Annotated in this window: 15 protein-coding genes and 1 pseudogene; all 16 read left to right on the top strand. The window is 45.5% G+C overall.

Translation table 11 applies throughout. The features are described 5' to 3' along the window. The first annotated feature begins 3 nt into the window (after window positions 1-3). Window positions 4-2,067: a sigma-54 interaction domain-containing protein gene (locus EJA10_RS09855; protein WP_125479832.1), complete on the top strand. Its 2,064-nt coding sequence runs from the start codon at window positions 4-6 to the stop codon at window positions 2,065-2,067. A 134-nt stretch (window positions 2,068-2,201) separates the two neighbouring features. Next, window positions 2,202-3,107 (top strand): phosphate butyryltransferase, encoded by a 906-nt coding sequence (yqiS, locus tag EJA10_RS09850; RefSeq protein ID WP_246017743.1) that lies wholly within the window; start codon window positions 2,202-2,204, stop codon window positions 3,105-3,107. 29 nt (window positions 3,108-3,136) lie between these two features. Then, a complete protein-coding gene (bcd, locus tag EJA10_RS09845; RefSeq protein ID WP_125479830.1) occupies window positions 3,137-4,231 on the top strand; it encodes a branched-chain amino acid dehydrogenase in 1,095 nt (364 codons plus the stop codon). Window positions 4,232-4,447: 216 nt separating this feature from the next. Next, window positions 4,448-5,554, top strand: a complete 1,107-nt coding sequence (buk, locus tag EJA10_RS09840) for a butyrate kinase (protein ID WP_425462085.1) — start codon at window positions 4,448-4,450, stop codon at window positions 5,552-5,554. A gap of 61 nt (window positions 5,555-5,615) precedes the next feature. Next, window positions 5,616-7,037, top strand: coding sequence for a dihydrolipoyl dehydrogenase (gene lpdA / locus EJA10_RS09835; protein WP_125479828.1), 1,422 nt, complete (start codon window positions 5,616-5,618; stop codon window positions 7,035-7,037). Between the two features lie 68 nt (window positions 7,038-7,105). Continuing rightward, window positions 7,106-8,101 carry a thiamine pyrophosphate-dependent dehydrogenase E1 component subunit alpha gene (locus tag EJA10_RS09830; protein WP_125479827.1) on the top strand — a complete coding sequence of 332 codons (996 nt, stop codon included), beginning with the start codon at window positions 7,106-7,108 and terminating at the stop codon, window positions 8,099-8,101. A gap of 12 nt (window positions 8,102-8,113) precedes the next feature. Further along, window positions 8,114-9,097 carry an alpha-ketoacid dehydrogenase subunit beta gene (locus tag EJA10_RS09825; protein WP_125479826.1) on the top strand — a complete coding sequence of 328 codons (984 nt, stop codon included), beginning with the start codon at window positions 8,114-8,116 and terminating at the stop codon, window positions 9,095-9,097. Between the two features lie 46 nt (window positions 9,098-9,143). Continuing rightward, window positions 9,144-10,442 carry a dihydrolipoamide acetyltransferase family protein gene (locus tag EJA10_RS09820; RefSeq protein WP_125479825.1) on the top strand — a complete coding sequence of 433 codons (1,299 nt, stop codon included), beginning with the start codon at window positions 9,144-9,146 and terminating at the stop codon, window positions 10,440-10,442. Between the two features lie 191 nt (window positions 10,443-10,633). Then, entirely contained in the window at window positions 10,634-12,586 is a 1,953-nt protein-coding gene (locus EJA10_RS09815; RefSeq protein ID WP_125479824.1) for a methylmalonyl-CoA mutase family protein, read from the top strand. Next, complete coding sequence (gene scpA, locus EJA10_RS09810; RefSeq protein ID WP_125479823.1) at window positions 12,573-14,753, top strand: methylmalonyl-CoA mutase; 2,181 nt, start codon at window positions 12,573-12,575, stop codon at window positions 14,751-14,753. The genes EJA10_RS09815 and scpA overlap by 14 nt, the downstream gene beginning before the upstream one ends. After that, the gene (gene meaB / locus EJA10_RS09805) at window positions 14,753-15,886 is read left to right on the top strand and encodes a methylmalonyl Co-A mutase-associated GTPase MeaB (RefSeq protein ID WP_125479822.1); all 1,134 of its coding nucleotides are present in this window, start codon (window positions 14,753-14,755) and stop codon (window positions 15,884-15,886) included. The genes scpA and meaB overlap by 1 nt, the downstream gene beginning before the upstream one ends. Before the next feature lie 225 nt (window positions 15,887-16,111). Next, complete coding sequence (locus EJA10_RS09800; protein ID WP_125479821.1) at window positions 16,112-16,549, top strand: BrxA/BrxB family bacilliredoxin; 438 nt, start codon at window positions 16,112-16,114, stop codon at window positions 16,547-16,549. Between the two features lie 357 nt (window positions 16,550-16,906). Next, window positions 16,907-17,698, top strand: a complete 792-nt coding sequence (locus EJA10_RS09795) for a transporter substrate-binding domain-containing protein (RefSeq protein WP_125479820.1) — start codon at window positions 16,907-16,909, stop codon at window positions 17,696-17,698. Between the two features lie 79 nt (window positions 17,699-17,777). Next, window positions 17,778-18,437, top strand: coding sequence for an amino acid ABC transporter permease (locus tag EJA10_RS09790; RefSeq protein WP_125479819.1), 660 nt, complete (start codon window positions 17,778-17,780; stop codon window positions 18,435-18,437). After that, window positions 18,430-19,153: pseudogene (locus EJA10_RS09785) on the top strand (amino acid ABC transporter ATP-binding protein). The gene EJA10_RS09790 and the pseudogene EJA10_RS09785 overlap by 8 nt, the downstream one beginning before the upstream one ends. Before the next feature lie 146 nt (window positions 19,154-19,299). After that, window positions 19,300-20,307, top strand: a complete 1,008-nt coding sequence (locus EJA10_RS09780) for an aromatic acid exporter family protein (protein WP_170169107.1) — start codon at window positions 19,300-19,302, stop codon at window positions 20,305-20,307. Window positions 20,308-20,328 lie beyond the last annotated feature (21 nt).

Below are 20,328 nucleotides of genomic sequence, written 5' to 3'. Positions count from 1 at the left end.
ATTATGCAAAAAATAATGATAGTCGGGGCTGGAAAAGGCGGTACAGCGATTCTGGATATTTTCAAAGAAACAGCAGAAGTGCTGGCTGTCATCGATATCAATCCTGAAGCAGCTGGTCTTGCAGTTGCCCGAAGTGCCGGTATACAGACTGGAACGGACTGGCGTGAATACATGTCAAACGATCTTGATATTGTAATCGAAGTAACAGGGGATGAGGAAGTCTTCCGGGAATTGAGGGATGCCCGTGGCAAAACTACCGTCCTGATTCCAGGAAGTGTTGCATTTTTGCTTGCTTCTCTATTGGAAGAAAAGGAAGGCCTCATTAAAACTCTAAGGAAAGTTACATATGAACATGATTTAATCTTCAACTCTTCCGGGGATGGCATGGTTGTCATCAATACGGAAGGGGTCATTACTCTGTTTAACAAAAGCGCGGAAAAAATCATTGGCACCAGGAGGATTCAGGCGGAAGGTAAGCATGTTTTGGATATCATACCTTCCAGCAAGCTTCCGAGGGTGCTGAATACAAGGAAAGTTGAGTCCAACCGGGAGCTTGTGCTGCCAAATGGATCAAAAATCATTACGACACGAATTCCGATCATTGATGAGAATGACCAATTAATCGGTGCTTTTTCCGTTTTTAAAGATATTACAGAAGTGGTGAACCTGGCAGAGGAAATTACGAATCTAAAAGAAATTCAAACGATGCTCCAGGCAATTATCCATTCCAGTGATGAAGCGATTTCAGTAGTCGATGAAGACGGAAGGGGAATCATGATCAATCCTGCCTATACTAGGATCACTGGCCTAAAAGAGGAAGAAGTGATCGGGCAGCCTGCTACAGCGGATATTTCCGAAGGAGAGAGCATGCATATGAAGGTGCTCAAGACAAGGAGGCCTGTCCGCGGAACTGCCATGAGGGTTGGGCCGAACAAAAAGGAAGTAGTTGTCAATGTCGCTCCGATCATCGTTGATGGAAAACTGAAGGGCAGTGTCGGTGTCATTCACGATATGTCCGAAATCCAGAACTTGAACAGGGAATTGACCCGGGCGAGGCAGATTATCAGGACTTTGGAAGCGAAATATTCCTTTGAGGATATCATCGGACAATCAGAGGAAATGATGATCCCGATTGAACAAGCGAAATTGGGGGCGAAAACCCCGGCAACGGTTCTGCTACGAGGAGAATCAGGGACAGGGAAGGAACTGTTCGCCCATGCCATCCATAATGCAAGTGACAGGAAGTTCAATAAATTCATTAGAGTCAACTGTGCTGCTATTTCCGAATCACTGCTGGAAAGTGAGCTTTTTGGATATGAAGAAGGAGCTTTTTCAGGCGCTAAAAGAGGAGGCAAACGGGGCTTTTTTGAAGAAGCGAATAATGGAAGCATCTTCCTCGATGAGATAGGAGAAATCCCGGCGAATACACAGGCGAAATTGTTGCGAGTGCTGCAGGAAAAGGAGATTGTCCGTGTGGGTGGCACAAAGCCGATCCCCATCAATGTCAGGGTTATTGCGGCAACGAATATGAATCTGGAAAAAGCGATTGCGAACGGAAGTTTTAGAGAAGACTTATACTATCGTTTGAACAGGATGCCAATCCATATTCCGCCACTAAGAAGAAGGAAAGAAGATATACCTCTTCTTGGCGAAAGGCTGATCAGGAAGATCAATCAGGATTACGGTCGGAATGTAGAAGGTATTTCTGAGGAAGCAATCAATGAATTAATGGAATATGAATGGCCGGGAAATGTAAGGGAGCTTGAGAATGTTCTTGGACGGGCTATCATCTTCTTGAATTACAATGAGACGGTCATTGAGAGCAAACACCTCCCGGAACTTCAGAGCAGCCAGGAACAAAATTTAAAAGCTGATCATGACAGGCAGCCAATTCAGGCAGAACCACTTTCTGTGCAGCTGGAAAAGTATGAAGCAAAGGTAATCCGAGATATGCTGCAGGCTGTAAACGGCAATAAAACGGCAGCTGCAAAGGCTCTGGGGGTATCGGTGAGGAATTTGTATTACAAGCTAGAGAAATATGGGATTGAAATAAACAGCATGCAATAATTTTCATACCCTGCAATTTATTGCATAATATTTTTTAGGAAAAGTAAAGCGTTTTCAAGAAAATAAAGTTGGCACGCTTCTTGCATTATAATATACCGGGTGATGGGCCACCAAAGAAAGGGTTGAAACCAGAAATGAAATTAGACTCACTAATCAGCATGGCATCCCAACATGGACGCAAAACTGTCGCGGTTGCAGCGGCAGAAGATGCCGAGGTGCTCGAGGCAGTGGCAGAAGCTGTGAAAATGAAGCTGGCTGATTTCCTTCTTTATGGAGACAAGGAGAAAATAGAAAAGCTCATTACCACACAGCACTCGGAGTTAGCGGCCAGTGAAAGTGTAAAAATCATATCCGCCTCAAATAATAGTATTGCAGCCGAAATGGCTGTGAAAGCGGTCAGAGCAAACGAAGCAAGCGTCGTGATGAAAGGGAATATCCCTACAGCGGCTATCTTGAAGGCTGTCCTGAATAAGGAATATGGCCTCAGGACTGGCGCGGCCCTTTCGCATGTTGCGGTTTTTGAAATTCCGGGATACGACCGCTTTACTCTCGTAACCGATGCGGCGATGAACATCGCACCCGATCTTGAGCAAAAAGCGCAGATCATCAAAAACGCTGTTCAGGTTGCACATTCAATCGGAATTGACATCCCTAAGGTTGCTCCGATTGCTGCAGTGGAAGTCGTCAATCCGGCTATGCAGGCTACATTGGATGCTGCCGCTTTGACAGTAATGAACAAACGCGGCCAAATTACTGGCTGCATCGTAGATGGACCGCTTGCACTGGATAACGCTGTGTCCCAGCTGGCAGCTGAGCACAAAGGAATTAACAGTGACGTTGCTGGCAAGGCTGATATTTTAATGGTCCCTGCGATTGAAGTAGGGAATGTCCTGTATAAGTCATTGATTTACTTTGCCAATGCTAAGGTTGGCGCAGTCATTGCCGGAGCAAAAGCTCCAATAGTATTAACATCCAGGGCTGACACTGCTGAGAGCAAGCTGTACTCACTTGCACTGGCATTGTGCTCTGCTTCTAAATAACCTACATAAACCCAGGGGAGGAACTAGAAATGGAAATCTTTAAGTATCTAGAACAGTACGATTATGAGCAGGTTGTATTTTGTCAGGATAAACAGTCAGGATTAAAAGCAATCATCGCGATCCATGACACGACACTCGGACCGGCATTGGGCGGAACGCGCATGTGGACTTATGCATCAGAAGAAGCGGCGATCGAGGATGCACTTCGACTTGCCAAAGGAATGACATATAAAAATGCTGCTGCAGGGCTCAATCTTGGGGGAGGCAAGACGGTCATCATCGGCGACCCTCGCAAGGATAAGAATGAAGAAATGTTCCGCGCATTCGGCCGATACATCCAGGGCTTGAATGGCCGATACATTACTGCAGAAGATGTTGGAACAACAGTAGCGGATATGGATCTGATCCACGAGGAAACAGATTATGTAACTGGAATCTCACCTGCATTCGGTTCATCAGGAAACCCTTCACCAGTAACAGCTTATGGTGTATACAGAGGGATGAAGGCTGCTGCCAAGGAAGCGTTTGGCACTGATTCGCTTGAAGGCAAGACAATCGCTGTGCAGGGTGTGGGAAATGTTGCTTACAACCTATGCCGCCACCTGCATGAAGAGGGAGCTCAGCTGATTGTAACTGATATCAATAAAGAAGCCGTCCAAAGAGCAGTCGAAGAATTCGGGGCAAAAGCGGTTGATCCTGATGAAATCTATGGAGTTGAATGTGATATTTACGCACCATGTGCTTTGGGAGCGGTCATCAACGATGAGACAATTCCTCAGGTTAAGGCGAAGGTTATTGCAGGAGCGGCTAATAACCAGCTTAAAGATACAAAACATGGTGATATCATCCATGAAATGGGCATTGTATACGCACCTGACTATGTCATCAATGCAGGCGGAGTCATCAATGTCGCTGATGAACTGTACGGATATAATGCGGAAAGAGCAATGAAAAAAGTGGAAACAATCTACAACAATATTGAAAAAGTAATTGAAATCGCCAAGAGGGATGGAATTCCTACCTATAAAGCGGCTGACCGTATGGCAGAAGAAAGAATTGAAAGAATGCGCAATTCACGCAGCCAATTCCTGCAAAACGGCCATCATATCCTAAGCCGCCGTTAAAAAGACTTTTTTCGTGAAATCAGTGCATTCTTTTACATGCAGGAGATCAGGGGAAGCAAATTTTGACCCTGACCGATGAGCATACTGAGAAGTGAGTACGATTGATCACGCGAAAAAAGACTATTCAAACGGTTTCTGCAGAGAGCGCTGACTATGATTTCGGCGCCTCTGCTGTTTCCTTAATGCTACTGACGTATTGCGGATATAGTTTTCCGCATGCAAATTGGAGGTTTAACTGTGCAACAAACAGAACATCGGATTCTCGTCATCAATCCAGGATCTACATCAACGAAAATAGGAGTATTTGACAATGAGGTTTCTGTTTTTGAAAAAACGATCCGTCATGACTCATCTGTCATTAACTCCTATGAAACCATCATCGACCAATACGAATTCAGGAAGAATACGATACTCGAAACGCTTGATACTGAAGGAATCAATATTTCAAAATTGAGTGCTGTTTGTGGGCGCGGCGGCCTTTTAAGGCCAATTGAAGGCGGAACATATGCAGTAAACAATCAAATGCTTGAAGATCTGCGTGCGGGTTATTCCGGCCAGCATGCTTCAAACTTAGGCGGGATTCTTGCCTATGAAATTGCTTCTGGCTTGAATATTCCATCATTCATTGTCGATCCCGTTGTAGTCGATGAACTGGATCCTGTAGCGCGTGTTTCCGGATTTTCACTTATTGAGCGGAAAAGCATCTTCCATGCCTTAAACCAGAAAGCAGTCGCAAGGCGGGTTGCAAAGGAACTTGGCAGGAAATATGAAGAGCTGAACCTGATCGTCACCCACCTGGGCGGGGGGATCACTGTTGGTGCCCATAAACTTGGAAGGGTAGTCGATGTCAACAATGGATTACATGGTGATGGCCCTTTCAGTCCGGAACGTGCCGGTACAGTACCAGCAGGGGACCTCGTGGAATTATGTTTTTCCGGTGATTTTTACCGTGAAGAGGTCATGAAAAAGCTTGTGGGACAGGGTGGTCTTGTTGGTTATCTTGGAACAAACGATGCGGTAAAGGTCGAAAAAATGATCAGCCAGGGCAACGAAAAAGCCAAGCTTGTGTACGGTGCGATGGCCTACCAGGTGGCAAAAGAAATCGGATCGGCCAGTGCCGTGCTTGCAGGAAAAGTAGATGCGATTATCCTTACTGGAGGTCTTGCTTACGGAAAGGATTTCGTCCAGGAGATTTCTGAGAGGATCAACTGGATTGCAGACGTAATCGTCCATCCAGGTGAAAATGAACTCCAGGCTCTCGCAGAGGGTGCGCTTCGAGTACTCCGCGGAGAAGAAGATTTCAAGGAATATCCGGGGAAATAAGAGGATTTAACACTGCATTTTAAATATTAATTTTTTTACCGAAGATGGAGGAGGGATTCAGATGGCGCAAGAATATGATTTAGTCATTCTCGGAGGCGGTACAGGCGGTTACGTAGCAGCGATCAGGGCATCACAGCTTGGTTTGAAGACTGCCATCGTTGAAAAGGGTAAGCTTGGAGGAACATGCCTGCATAAGGGATGTATTCCGAGTAAAGCATTGCTTCGCAGTGCCGAAGTATTTGCAACTGCAAAGAAAAGTGAGGATTTCGGGGTAACGACGGGAGAAGTCGGTGTCAACTTCACTAAGGTCCAGGAACGAAAAGAAAAAATCGTTGAGCAGCTGCACCGTGGGGTTCAGCATCTGATGAAGCAAGGGAAAATCGATGTATATGAAGGCTTAGGCAGAATTCTGGGGCCATCCATTTTCTCTCCGATGCCAGGAACCATTTCCGTTGAAATGAACAATGGCGAAGAAAATGAAATGCTGATTCCGAAGAATGTCATCGTTGCGACTGGGTCAAGACCAAGGACTTTGCCAGGTCTTGAAGCGGATGGCCAATATGTCATGACATCTGATGAAGCGCTTGTTATGGAAGATCTGCCAAAGTCAATCGTCATCGTTGGCGGCGGTGTAATCGGAATCGAATGGGCTTCGATGCTTGCTGACTTTGGTTCACAGGTAACCGTCATTGAGTACGCGGACCGTATTGTCCCGACAGAAGACAAGGAAGTATCCAGGGAAATGCAGCGCGCAATGAAGAAAAAAGGCGTTAAGGTGATCACAAGCGCTAAGGTCCTTCCTGAAACTTTGGAAAAAGCTGATGGCATTAAGATTAGTGCAGAGGTTAAAGGGGAAACGAAAGAATTTTCTGCTGAGAAATTGCTGGTTTCAGTTGGTCGCCAGGCAAATGTGGAAGGAATCGGTCTTGAAAACACTGAGATCCAACTGGAGAGAGGGTTCATTCAAACAAACGAATTCTTCCAGACGAAGGAATCTCACATCTATGCAATTGGTGATGTCATTGGCGGCTTACAGCTGGCGCATGTGGCTTCACATGAAGGACTTGTCGCAGTTGAGCATATCGCGGGACAAGATCCGCATCCAATCGATTATACACTGGTATCTAAATGTATTTACAGCTCTCCGGAGGCTGCCAGCGTTGGCCTGACAGAAGACGAAGCAAAAGAAAAAGGCCACGATGTGAAGACAGGCAAATTCTCCTTCAAGGCAATCGGAAAAGCACTTGTATACGGTGAATCTGATGGTTTTGTCAAAATTGTTGCTGACAAGGAAACCAATGATATTCTTGGTGTCCATATGATTGGTCCTCATGTGACTGACATGATCTCAGAAGCGGGACTCGCAAAAGTATTAGACGCTACACCATGGGAGGTAGCCCACACCATCCATCCTCACCCAACTTTATCCGAGGCAATTGGGGAAGCTGCACTGGCAGTGGATGGGAAGGCAATCCACTCTTAAAAAGTAAAGGGAATAAGAGCTCTTTTCTTCGGAAAAGAGCCTTATACGAACAATTGGGAGGTATAAAGATGGCAGAAAACCGTCACGCTGCACTTGGCTTAAGTGATGAAAAAGTTTTGGAAATGTATGAAACAATGCTGTTGGCCCGCCGCCTGGATGAGCGGATGTGGCTTTTGAACCGTGCTGGGAAAATTCCGTTTGTAATCTCCTGCCAGGGACAGGAAGCGGCACAGGTAGGAGCAGCTTTTGCACTTGATCGGGAAAAGGACTATGTTCTTCCTTACTACAGGGATATGGGAGTGGTCTTAACTTTTGGCATGACTGCAAAAGAGTTGATGCTTTCTGGTTTTGCCAAAGCGGAAGACCCGAACTCCGGCGGACGCCAGATGCCAGGGCACTTCGGACAGAAGAAAAACAGGATCGTAACAGGATCATCACCCGTTACCACTCAGGTTCCGCATGCTGTCGGAATCGCGCTTGCAGGAAAAATGGAAAAGAAGGATCTCGTTACTTTCGTAACGTTTGGTGAAGGCTCTTCCAACCAGGGGGATTTCCATGAAGGAGCAAACTTTGCGGGAGTACATAAGCTTCCGGTCATATTCATGGTTGAAAACAATAAATATGCCATTTCGATTCCATATGAAAAGCAGGTTGCGGCTGAAAAAGTTTCTGACCGCGCAATTGGATACGGTATGCCGGGAGTAACAGTAGATGGAAATGACCCAATCGAAGTGTATAAAGCAGTCAAGGAAGCTGCAGACCGCGGACGAAGTGGTAAGGGCCCGAGTCTGATTGAAGCAGTTTCTTACCGTCTGACTCCACACTCTTCTGATGATGATGACAGAAGCTACCGCGCACCCGATGAAGTTGCCAAAGCGAAGACGAAGGATCCGATCATTACCTTCGGTGCGTATCTGAAGGAAAACGGCATCATGAATGATGAGAGCGAAAAAGCGATTAATGATAAAATCATGAAGCTTGTGAACGAAGCGACGGATTATGCGGAAAACGCGCCGTACGCTGAGCCGGAACATGCATTAAAATACGTATATGCTGAAGAGTAAGGGGGAGCAAAGATGGCGGTAATTTCTTATATAGATGCAGTGACTTTAGCAATCAAGGAAGAGATGGAAAGAGATCCGAGAGTTTTTGTCCTCGGAGAAGACGTTGGTAAAAAAGGCGGGGTTTTCAAAGCGACTCAGGGTCTTTACGAGCAGTTTGGCGAGGACCGCGTCCTTGATGCACCTCTTGCAGAATCCGCGATCGCAGGGGTTGGAATCGGTGCGGCAATGTACGGTATGCGCCCAATCGCCGAAATGCAATTCGCAGATTTCATCATGCCTGCTGTTAACCAGATCATATCTGAAGCAGCAAGAATCCGATACCGTTCTAACAACGACTGGAGCTGTCCGATGGTCATCCGTGCCCCTTATGGCGGCGGTGTCCACGGTGCGCTTTACCATTCCCAGTCGGTTGAAGCGGTATTTGCCAATCAGCCTGGCCTGAAAATTGTTATGCCTTCAACTCCTTATGATGTAAAAGGATTATTGAAAGCAGCGATCAGGGATGAGGACCCAGTATTGTTCTTTGAGCACAAGCGTGCTTACAGACTGATCAAAGGTGAAGTTCCTGAAGATGATTATGTCCTGCCAATCGGAAAAGCGGACGTGAAGCGCGAAGGGGAGGACATTACGGTCATTACCTACGGCCTGGCAGTACACTTTGCATTGCAGGCAGCAGAAAGACTGGCGAAGGATGGCATCTCGGCGCATATCCTTGACCTCCGTACGGTTTATCCATTAGACAAGGAAGCGATCATTGAAGCAGCTTCCAAAACAGGCAAGGTCCTTCTTGTGACGGAAGACAACAAAGAAGGAAGCATTATGAGTGAAGTGGCAGCCATCATTGCAGAACACTGCCTGTTCGAATTGGATGCCCCGATCAAGCGTCTTGCAGGACCAGACGTACCGGCAATGCCATATGCTCCGACAATGGAAAAGTATTTCATGATCAATCCGGATAAAGTTGAAAAAGCAATGAGAGAACTTGCTGAATTTTAACATATTCATATTGGAAATAGAGTGAATGGAGAAGGAGGATGAACCTGTGGCAATTGAACAAATTAAGATGCCTCAGTTAGGCGAGAGTGTCACCGAGGGAACCATCAGCAAATGGCTGGTCTCTGTTGGCGATAAAGTAAATAAGTACGATCCACTTGCAGAAGTCATGACCGATAAGGTAAATGCTGAAGTACCATCTTCTTTTACAGGTACAATCAAGGAATTGATTGCGAATGAAGGGGATACACTGGCTGTAGGTGAATTCATCTGTACGATTGAAGTGGAAGGCGGAAATGGCGCAGAGGCACCTGCTGCCACTGCACCAGCTTCTGAAACAGCACCTGCAGAAAATACAGCACCCGCTGCAAACGAAGGCAGCAAAGCTAGATATTCGCCGGCAGTATTGAAGCTGGCCCAGGAAAATAATATCGACTTAACCCATGTTAAGGGAACGGGAGCAGGCGGAAGAATCACCCGTAAGGATCTTCAAAAGATCATTCAATCCGGAAATATTCCTCAGCCAGCTGCAGAAGCACCGAAGGCTCAACCTGCTGCTGCTGAGACTGCAGCTCCAGTTCAGCCGGCTGCACCATCACAGCCATCAGCTGCTCAAGCCGCGGCTCCGTCAGTACCAGTTGCTGCCGGGGACATCGAAATCCCTGTTACGGGAGTGCGCAAGGCAATCGCAGCGAACATGCTTCGCAGCAAACATGAAGCACCGCATGCCTGGACCATGGTAGAAGTCGATGTGACAAACCTGGTAGAATACCGAAACAGCCTTAAGGATGATTTCAAGAAAAAAGAAGGCTTCAATTTAACGTTCTTTGCGTTCTTTGTAAAAGCAGTCGCACAGGCACTGAAGGAATTCCCGCAAATCAATTCCATGTGGGCTGGCGAAAAAATCATCCAGAAGAAAGATATCAATATTTCAATAGCGGTAGCGACTGATGATGCTTTATTCGTACCTGTCATTAAAAATGCAGACGAAAAAACAATCAAAGGCATCGCCCGCGAAATCACAGAAATGGCACAGAAAGTACGTGCTGGCAAGCTTCGTTCCGAAGATATGCAGGGCGGTACCTTCACTGTAAACAATACAGGATCATTCGGGTCTGTCCAATCCATGGGCATCATCAACTACCCGCAGGCTGCAATCCTGCAGGTCGAATCGATCGTTAAGCGACCAGTCGTCATGAACAATGGCATGATTGCTGTCAGAGATATGGTCAACCTGTGTCTATCATTGGACCATCGTGTGCTTGATGGACTAGTATGCGGACGTTTCCTTGCAAGGGTAAAAGAAATCCTCGAGAAAACGTCTAAAGAGACTACTTCAATTTATTAATATGCTGCATAAACAAAACGTCCAGATTGTCAGTCTGGGCGTTTATCTATTTCAGGAACAACTTTAAATGTCCTTCATTGCTAGAATAGAAATCGTATACTAAAATATAGTAGAGTATAAAAATTAGAATTTTATCACAATTTTAAACGATGTGAAGGGGGGAAGGCTGTCTGATTTTGGACAGTAGTTGTATGACAATCGAAAAGTTTAAAGCTACCTCATTCAAAAAAGCGGGATTTGAAGATTGGCAGGAGAAAGCGGCAGCGTCTTTAAAAGGCAAGCCAATCGAAAGCTTGTATACCAATACATATGAGAACATTATTCTCAAACCTCTTTATACAGAGGATGACCTCCCGGAGGATTTATCAGGAGAAATTCCTGGTCAACCTGATTTCAGAAGGGGCATAGAGACGTTGGGCTATCAGTCCCAGACCTGGCACATTGCCAACAGAATAGAGTATTCAAGTGTGGCAGAACTGAAAGGAAATCTAGATTCGGCCCTGACGAGGGGACAAACGGCGATATCATTTGAAGTGAAACAAGAGCTCTTCACCAATAAGAGTGAATTGGTTTCATTCCTTGCAAGCTATAAAAATAAATATCCTATTAGTTTGAATGCCGGCAATTTTCAGGCACCTTTGCTTGCTGCTTTGACAATGGCCAGCAAGGAAGAAGGAATGGAGGAAAGGCTTTCTGGTTTTGCTGGAGCAGATCCTGTTGCACAAGCGAGCTTGACTGGCGGCCTCTCTAACGATGAGAAAGAATATTTTGCATCGTGGTCTAAACTGCTGTCAGATGCACACGAGGAGCTGCCGGAAGTGAAAACCGTCCTGGTCGATACTACGCCATACCATAACAGCGGGGCAAATGCGGTACAAGAGCTTGCAGCTGCAATCAGCACAGGGGTTTACTTATTGGAAAGATTAAGCGAAAACGGCTGGGAAATAAAGAAAGCGTTATCAAAGATGATCTTCCATTTTGCGATCGGCTCGAATTTCTTCATGGAGACAGCCAAGCTGAGAGCAGCACGTCTTCTTTGGAGTAAGGCAGCGGAGGCTTTCGGAGCACACGCTGAAGAAAGGAAAATGAAAATTTCCGCTGAAACATCCAGATTTACAAAGACAGTCTTTGATCCTTATGTGAATCTGCTAAGGACAGGAAACGAAGCCTTTGCAGCTATCCTGGGGGGCATTCAATTCCTTCATACCGGAACCTTTGAAGAAGCTGCAGGCAGGGCAAGTGCATTCTCTGAACGGGTTGCCCGAAATACGCAGCTGGTTCTTCAATCTGAGGCTCACCTTGAAAAAGTGACGGACCCTGCAGGCGGTTCGTGGTATGTGGAGTCCTTGACCAGGGAGCTGGCCGAAAAAGCCTGGGAGATGTTCCTTGAAATGGATAAGCAAGGCGGAATCTGTGAGACTCTGAAATCAGGCTGGCTCCAGGAACAAATCAACACGACAGCTGAAGCAAGGAAACAAGATATTTTTAAACGTAAAAAGAGCATCATCGGAACGAATGTGTATGCAAATCTTTCGGAAAAAATTAGTGAGCAAGTCGTCAAAGAAAAATCTAGTGGATTTATTGCAGGGACACTGGCGGAACTTATCGATCTTAAGGAGTTCCCTGTTGAAAATGGTGTCCAAGAATTAAACTCACGCTTTCAGGCTTTGCAGCCGAAAAGGCTGGCACAACCATTTGAAGCATTAAGATTGAGAGCAAAACGTTTAGAAGAAGCTGGTGTACAGCCATCAGTCGGCTTGATTTGCCTGGGTGAGCTGAAGAAGCATAAAGCCAGGGCGGATTTCATTTCCGGGCTTCTTGCTGCAGGAGGCATTGATGCAGTCAGGAGCGGGGAAATAAATCAACTTTCAGAAGCAGCTGATTTTATTGCATCCAGCCATGTTCAGCATTTTGTCTTATGCGGAGATAACGCCGATTACGCTTCCTTTGGTGTGCAGTTTGCAAAGGAGCTTATTAAGGAGCATTCTGAAACTAAACTATTCATGGCTGGCAGGCCTGACGAGGATGAATCAGGTTGGCGGATGGCCGGTATTCAGGAATTCATGCATGTAAGAAGTGATGCTTATCAAATCCTGACAGCCTTGCTTCATGATATGGAGGTGCGCACAGATGAAAAAGCCTGATTTCTCAAAGGTCAAGCTATTCGAAACTGAAAAAGAGACCAATACAGGACTATTGGATGACCAAATCAAACAGAAGCTGGATGAGCTATTATTCGAGACAAATGAACAAATCAAGGTGAAGGCGTTGTATACCAGGGAGGACGGGGCATCAGCAGGCCATCTTGATGGGGTGCCTGGTCTCCCGCCTTTTACAAGGGGTCCATATCCGGCAATGTACGTAAACCGTCCATGGACAGTCAGGCAGTATGCGGGTTTTTCGACTGCGGAAGAGAGCAATGCTTTTTACAGGAGGAACCTTGCGATGGGCCAGAAGGGATTGTCCGTTGCATTCGATCTTGCAACACATCGTGGCTATGATTCCGACCATCCGCGTGTAGAAGGCGACGTTGGAAAAGCAGGTGTGGCCATCGATTCAATTTTGGATATGAAAATCCTTTTCGATGGAATCCCGCTCGACCAGATGTCCGTATCCATGACAATGAATGGCGCAGTCCTTCCCATCATGGCATTTTTCATTGTGACTGCTGAAGAGCAGGGCGTGACACAGGATCAATTATCGGGAACGATTCAAAATGACATCCTAAAGGAGTATATGGTCCGCAACACCTATATCTATCCACCGGAAATGTCGATGAAAATCATTGCCGATATTTTTGAGTACACCTCAAAATACATGCCTAAATTCAATTCAATCAGTATCTCCGGCTATCACATGCAGGAAGCAGGTGCACCTGCTGATATTGAATTGGCTTACACACTGGCTGATGGCCTTGAATATGTAAGGACCGGGCTGAAAGCGGGCATCGATATCGATTCCTTCGCTCCTAGGCTGTCGTTTTTCTGGGCGATTGGCATGAATTATTTCATGGAAGTCGCAAAAATGAGAGCGGCCCGCTATATCTGGGCAAAAATGATCAATACTTTCAATCCGAAAAATGAAAAATCGATGGCATTAAGAACACATTCGCAAACGTCCGGTTGGAGTTTGACTGAACAGGATCCTTACAATAACGTCATCCGTACCCTGATCGAAGCACATGCAGCGGCAATGGGCCATACACAGTCCCTGCACACAAATGCTCTTGATGAAGCGATTGCGCTGCCTACTGATTTCTCAGCGCGAATTGCCCGAAATACACAGCTATACCTTCAAGAAGAAACAGACATCACGAAAGTCATCGATCCTTGGGCAGGCAGCTATTACGTAGAGAGTCTGACTAAGTCGTTGATCGAACGAGCCTGGGAGCATATCGAGGAAATCGAAAGCCTAGGCGGAATGGCAAAAGCAATCGAAACAGGGCTCCCAAAAATGCGAATCGAAGAAGCGGCGGCAAGGCGCCAGGCACAAATCGATTCTGCCAGGGAAACCATCATTGGCGTAAATAAGTATAAGCTTGAGCAAGAGGATCCTCTCGATATACTGGATATTGATAATACTGCGGTTAGGGCGAAACAAATCGAAAGGCTGAATCAGCTGAAAGAAAAACGTGACAATGAAAAAGTTGAAGCAGCTTTGAATGACCTCGCCAGGGCAGCAGAAACAGGTGAAGGAAACCTTCTCGAATTCGCTGTAAGGGCAGCCAGGGCACGCGCCACTCTTGGAGAAATTTCAGATGCGGTAGAAAAAGCGGCTGGAAGGCATAAAGCAGTCATCCGTTCGATTAGCGGAGTCTATAGTTCTGCCTTTACCAATGAGGAGGAAATTGCCGAGATCCAGCAGATGACAGAAGAATTTCTTGAAAATGAAGGACGCAGACCGCGGATCATGATTGCGAAAATGGGTCAGGACGGACATGACCGCGGTGCTAAGGTTATTGCGACGGCGTTCGCCGACCTTGGCTTTGACGTTGATATCGGTCCGCTTTTCCAGACACCTGAAGAAACAGCGATCCAGGCGGTCGAAAATGATGTCCATGCTATTGGCATCAGCTCACTGGCTGCCGGCCATAAAACACTTTTGCCTTTGCTTGTGGATGAACTGAAAAAGCTGGGACGTGAGGATATCGTTGTGATCGTTGGCGGTGTCATTCCTGCACAAGACTATCAGTTCTTATATGAAAATGGAGCAAGTGCAATATTCGGTCCGGGGACAGTCATCCCGGTTGCTGCACAAAAGGTATTGCGGGCAATTTACGAACGGCTGGGCTATGAGGAAGTGTCGAGCTGATGGCAGACGAGAAAAAGCCCGAATGGCATGATCCCGAAAAGGCTGATTATTTCTCAAGTGTAGTGAAGCCAGGAGTATGTGAGGGAAATAAACTAACAGATGATAGGCCCTTAAAAGCAGGGCGGTTCGTCAAAAAAAATAATACCCGTAAACTTGATCCACTCGAGCTAGCTGAAGGGATCAAGTCTGGGAACCGGACAGCGCTGGCGAAAGGGATCACCTTGATTGAAAGCAATGCTGAGCATGATTTTCAATCAGCACAGGCTCTCCTGCAGAACTTGCTTCCCGACTCAGGGAAATCAATCAGGATAGGGATCACTGGTGTGCCAGGAGCTGGCAAAAGCACCTTCATTGAAAGCTTCGGCAGTTACTTGTGCGAATGTGGACACAAGGTCGCGGTCCTGGCAGTTGACCCTACCTCAAGCTTGACCGGAGGCAGTATCCTCGGAGATAAAACGAGGATGGAGAGCCTCGCGAGAAATCCGAGGGCTTTCATCCGCCCATCTCCATCTGGAGGAAAGCTTGGGGGTGTTAACCGGAAAACGCGGGAAACGATGCTGGTTTGTGAAGCGGCGGGTTTTGATGTCATTCTTGTTGAAACGGTAGGAGTTGGACAGAGCGAAGTGATTGTCAGGGACATGGTCGATTTCTTCATGCTCCTTGTCCTGACTGGGGCCGGGGATGAACTTCAAGGCATGAAAAAAGGAATCATGGAGCTGGCAGATGCCGTCATAGTCAATAAAGCCGATGGTCCGAATGAGCCCAATGCGAAAAAAACGAAAGAAGAGTATAACCGAATCCTTCATTTCCTCCAGCCAGCAACCAAAGGCTGGCAAACCGTTGCGTTGACAAGCTCAGCCCTGAAGCACAAAGGAATTGAGGAGATTTGGACCACCATCAATTCGTTTGAAAACAATACCAAGAAAAGCGGTGTCTTTTCCGAAAGAAGAAGATCTCAGACGAAAGAATGGCTGAATGATATGATCATCGACCAGCTTCAGGTGAATTTTTTCTATGATCCGGCCATCAAAAACCTTTTGCCGAAGATTGAAAATGAAGTCATCTCAGGAAACAGGCCAGTCGCTTCAGCTGTAGAGGAATTATTCAAAGCCTATTTCGAGGCAAAAAAATAAGCTGTCCCAATGCCGGGCAGCTTATTTGCTGGTTCCATGATGAAAAAAAAGCGGACAACGGAAATATGCCGTTGTCCTTCATCTAGGGAGTTTAGGGGTATGGATCTAGCTGTATTGATACCTTTCCCGAAATTCCTGGCAGTTAAACATACTTTGAAAAATTTATTTTAATTGGTATCATATATTTATGCACTAGTTATTTTCCAGCAGAGGAGAGATCGATCAATGAGCATGGATTTCAATTTTTTCATGAATGATGTAGTCCGCCAGGCGCGACAGGAAATTGTGGCAGCAGGATATACAGAATTAACGACAACAGAAGAGGTAGAAAACGCACTATCTAAAGAAGGGACTACCCTTGTCATGATAAACTCAGTTTGCGGATGTGCAGGCGGAATCGCACGCCCAGCAGCAGCACATGCCCTTCACTATGATAAGCGTCCAGATCATCTTGTGACGGTCTTTGCAGGCCAGGATAAAGAAGCTACCGAAAAAGCGCGCAGCTATTTTACTGGCTATCCGCCATCATCCCCATCTTTTGCTTTGCTGAAGGATGGCAAACTTTCCACAATGATCGAGCGCCACGAGATTGAAGGCCACGATCCAATGCAGGTAGTGAATAAACTGCAAAATGCATTCGAAGAATACTGCGAAGAAATCTAATTCGAAAAAAAACCCAGCGCCTGCTGGGTTTTTTTATAGTAAAAGTGCAAGTTCTCCTCGTTGCTCCTCTAAATTCTTCCCGTAAAAATCTTATCAACCACATTTTCAATATATCAGCGAATTTCTGATTATATCGACCAATTCAGCTTTTTTACCTGACCTCAAATTTCTTTTGCCTATCTGTTTTTGGACAAAAGGCCAGCTTCTGAAAAAAAACGAATTAATATTTAAAAATATTATTGCATATTTATGAGTATGTGTTAAAATACATTTTAGTTAATAAATATTAGTTTAAGAGGCTGATATATTAATAATTTTGCATAAAAAATCAAAATGTTGTTATAGGGGGAAAACAAAGTGAAGAAGGCATTATCTGTTTTATTAGTCAGCATTTTATTAATGGGAGTTTTGGCGGCTTGTGGTACAAGCTCAGAAAAAACTTCAGGCAGTGGGGAAGAGAAAAAGAAAGTCCTGACCATGGGGACTTCAGCAGATTATCCTCCATTTGAATATGTAGACACAGCAAAGAGTGACGAAATTATCGGCTTTGATGTTGATTTGGCGAATCTGATTGCAAATGAATTAGGATATGAAGTTAAGATTACGGATATGGATTTCAATGGCTTGATTGGCGCCATCCAGGCGAACCGTGTTGATTTTGTCATGGCGGGTATGACACCGACTGATGAGCGTAAGAAAAGCGTAGACTTTACGGATGTTTACTACACAGCAAAGCATATGATCGTGTCATCTAAGGACAGTGATATCAAGTCAATCGAAGACCTAGAAGGAAAGAAAGTCGGAGTTCAGCTGTCTTCCATCCAGGAAGAAGAAGCGGAAAAAATCGCTGAGACAGTGGGAATCAAAATTGAAAAACGCACAAAAATCCCTGAATTGGTACAGGAAATCAAAGCTGGCCGTATTGCTGCAGCAATCATTGAAGATACAGTAGCAGAGGGCTATTTCAAAAACAATCCTGATCTCGCTGGTTTTACAATTGAAGATGGAAACGAAGAAGAAGCAGGATCAGCAATCGCATTCCCAAAAGGAAGCGAACTGACGGAAGAATTCAACAGAGTATTAAAAGAAAAAATGGAAAACGGCGAAGTAGATAAACTTATCGTTAAATGGTTTGGCGGAGAAAAGTAAGTTGAAAACGGGCGTTCAGAATGCTTTGCCTTCTGGACGCCTTTCTCCTTCATGATATACAGAGAGGGCTGTTGAAACTATGAATCTGGATTTTACCGCCATTCTTCCTTCGATGCCATATATATTGAAGGGAATCGGCATCACACTCAAGATTGTTTTTGTAGCAGGGCTTCTTGGCTTTGCTTTTGGAATCGTTCTTGCGATATTTAAAATCAGCAAATCCAAGGCGCTCAACTGGTTCGCGGATGCCTATACCTCCATATTCCGCGGAACACCTTTGATTCTTCAGTTAATGATCATCTACTATGGCCTGCCGCAGGTTCTTGGATTTGAAATCGACAACTATACTGCTGCGGTTGCTTCTTTTTCCTTGAACTCCGCGGCTTATATTTCTGAAATTATCAGAGCAGGCATCTTAGCCGTCGATAAAGGACAGAAAGAGGCTGCCATGGCTCTCGGTGTACCTGGAAAACGAATGATGTCGGACATCATCCTGCCTCAGGCCATGAAAAATATCCTCCCTGCGTTGATGAATGAATTCATCACCCTTACAAAAGAATCGGCGATCGTGACGGTGATTGCTGTCGATGATATCATGCGCAGAGCGTATATCGTTGGCGGTGATCAGTACAGATTTTTCGAACCGCTGATTCTTGCGGGGCTAATTTATTATGTAATGGTCATCACCTTAACCATGGTTGGCAAGGCAGTTGAAAGGAAGTTGAGACAAAGTGATTAAAATTCATGACCTTCATAAATCATTCGGGAAGCTTGAAGTGTTGAAAGGGATTTCGACCACGATCGAAAATGGAGAAGTTGTAGCAATTGTCGGTCCTTCCGGCTCAGGAAAGTCAACCTTCCTTCGCTGCATGAATCTATTGGAGCAACCATCAAGCGGGCAAATTTTAATAGGTGGCGAGGACATCACCGACAAGAAAACGAACATTATGAAAGTGCGCGAAAATGTCGGAATGGTATTCCAGCACTTTCACCTGTTTCCGCATATGACGGTCCTGCAGAACGTCACCTATGCACCAATTAAGGTAAAAGGATTGGCGAAAGGAGAGGCTGAAAAGAAAGGGCTTGAACTTTTGAAGAAGGTAGGCCTCTCAGAAAAAGCGAACGAATACCCAAACAGGCTTTCAGGCGGTCAGAAGCAGCGTGTTGCCATTGCACGTGCACTGGCGATGGACCCGGAAGTCATGCTCTTCGATGAACCGACATCTGCCCTTGATCCTGAAATGGTCAAAGAAGTGCTCGAGGTCATGAAATCCCTCGCACACACTGGGATGACAATGGCCATCGTCACCCACGAAATGGGCTTTGCCCGTGAAGTAGCGGACAGAGTATTATTTCTCGACGGAGGAGTCCTTGTGGAAGATGCCCCTCCAGCAGAATTTTTTCAGCAGCCCGAAAAGCAGCAGAGCAAAAGCGTTTTTAGAAAAAATGCTTTAAAACAGCACCGCGCTTTTGTAAAGCATCCTGCATCTGATAAACTAAGGGATGACCATCTATTTGGTCATCTTTTTTGTTTCTGTTTCTGTTATATTTGGCTGTTGATTTCCGTTCCAGGGATTAAATCAGCAGCATTCATGGCTTTCATGATAGGAGAATCCAAATTGAAATTCAGAATAGGGTATCGGACTTTAAAAACGGCTCTTGGTACTGCACTTTCCATCATCATTGCCCAGTACCTTGGCTTTGATAATTTCGTTTCGGCTGGGATCTTGACGATCCTTTGTATCCAGGTAACAAAGAAGCGTTCTCTCCAGGCCTCTTGGCATCGATTCCTTGCCTGTTTAATCGCGATGGCCTTTTCAGCCATCTTTTTTGAGGGCATCCTGTACCATCCGTTTGTCATTGGACTATTATTGCTCTTTTTCATTCCAACGGCAGTAATGGTCAGGGCAAAGGAAGGAATTGTTTCAAGCAGTGTAATCATCATGCATATCTATTCTGCAGGGAAGGTTACTGCTGATCTGCTTCTGAACGAACTCGGTATCATCACGATCGGAATCGGTGTAGCTCTGATCATGAACCTGTATATGCCAAGTGTTGATAATAAGCTCGAGCAGTTCCAAAGGGAAATTGAAGCGCAATTCAAGAAGATTTTTATCGAAATTGCCAAATACCTTAAAAATCACGATACAAGCTGGGATGGCCGGGAATTGACGGAGACGGCTGCCCTGATTGAGAAGGCTAAAGCGCTTGCGATACAGGATGTTGAAAATCATTTTTTACGAGATGAAAACCTTTACTATCAATACTTTAAAATAAGAGAAAAACAGTTTGAAATCATTGAGAGAGTTTTGCCATCGATCACTTCCATTCCGCAGCATGTGGAGCAGTCTACCATGGTAGCAGAATTTGTGGAAGTTCTCGCAAAGGGGATCCATCCAGGCAATACAGTATTATTCTATCTGGAAAAGCTGATGCGAATGAAAGCGGAGTTTGAAAATATGGAACTTCCTAAGTCACGGGAGGAATTCGAGGCACGAGCATCCCTGCTTCATTTTGTGAACGAAATGGAACAGTTCTTGTTGCTGAAGCGTTCTTTCAAAGGCTTGAGAACCAGCGAGGATAAAAGAGGTGCGGTCGGGGCAAGCTAATAGAAATAAACAACGGAGGTA

The organism is Mesobacillus subterraneus (assembly GCF_003937825.1).
In the GTDB taxonomy this organism is placed as follows: domain Bacteria; phylum Bacillota; class Bacilli; order Bacillales; family Cytobacillaceae; genus Mesobacillus; species Mesobacillus subterraneus.
Note: the sequence above shows the minus strand (reverse complement) of the source record. Positions and strands in the feature narration are given on the sequence as shown.

Coding starts and splice junctions, on each gene's coding strand:
- EJA10_RS09855 (WP_125479832.1), top strand. CDS start 4: ATGCAAAAAATAATGATAGTCGGGGCTGGAAAAGGCGGTACAGCGATT.
- yqiS (WP_246017743.1), top strand. CDS start 2,202: ATGAAATTAGACTCACTAATCAGCATGGCATCCCAACATGGACGCAAA.
- bcd (WP_125479830.1), top strand. CDS start 3,137: ATGGAAATCTTTAAGTATCTAGAACAGTACGATTATGAGCAGGTTGTA.
- buk (WP_425462085.1), top strand. CDS start 4,448: ATGCAAATTGGAGGTTTAACTGTGCAACAAACAGAACATCGGATTCTC.
- lpdA (WP_125479828.1), top strand. CDS start 5,616: ATGGCGCAAGAATATGATTTAGTCATTCTCGGAGGCGGTACAGGCGGT.
- EJA10_RS09830 (WP_125479827.1), top strand. CDS start 7,106: ATGGCAGAAAACCGTCACGCTGCACTTGGCTTAAGTGATGAAAAAGTT.
- EJA10_RS09825 (WP_125479826.1), top strand. CDS start 8,114: ATGGCGGTAATTTCTTATATAGATGCAGTGACTTTAGCAATCAAGGAA.
- EJA10_RS09815 (WP_125479824.1), top strand. CDS start 10,634: ATGACAATCGAAAAGTTTAAAGCTACCTCATTCAAAAAAGCGGGATTT.
- scpA (WP_125479823.1), top strand. CDS start 12,573: ATGAAAAAGCCTGATTTCTCAAAGGTCAAGCTATTCGAAACTGAAAAA.
- meaB (WP_125479822.1), top strand. CDS start 14,753: ATGGCAGACGAGAAAAAGCCCGAATGGCATGATCCCGAAAAGGCTGAT.
- EJA10_RS09800 (WP_125479821.1), top strand. CDS start 16,112: ATGAGCATGGATTTCAATTTTTTCATGAATGATGTAGTCCGCCAGGCG.
- EJA10_RS09790 (WP_125479819.1), top strand. CDS start 17,778: ATGAATCTGGATTTTACCGCCATTCTTCCTTCGATGCCATATATATTG.
- EJA10_RS09780 (WP_170169107.1), top strand. CDS start 19,300: ATGATAGGAGAATCCAAATTGAAATTCAGAATAGGGTATCGGACTTTA.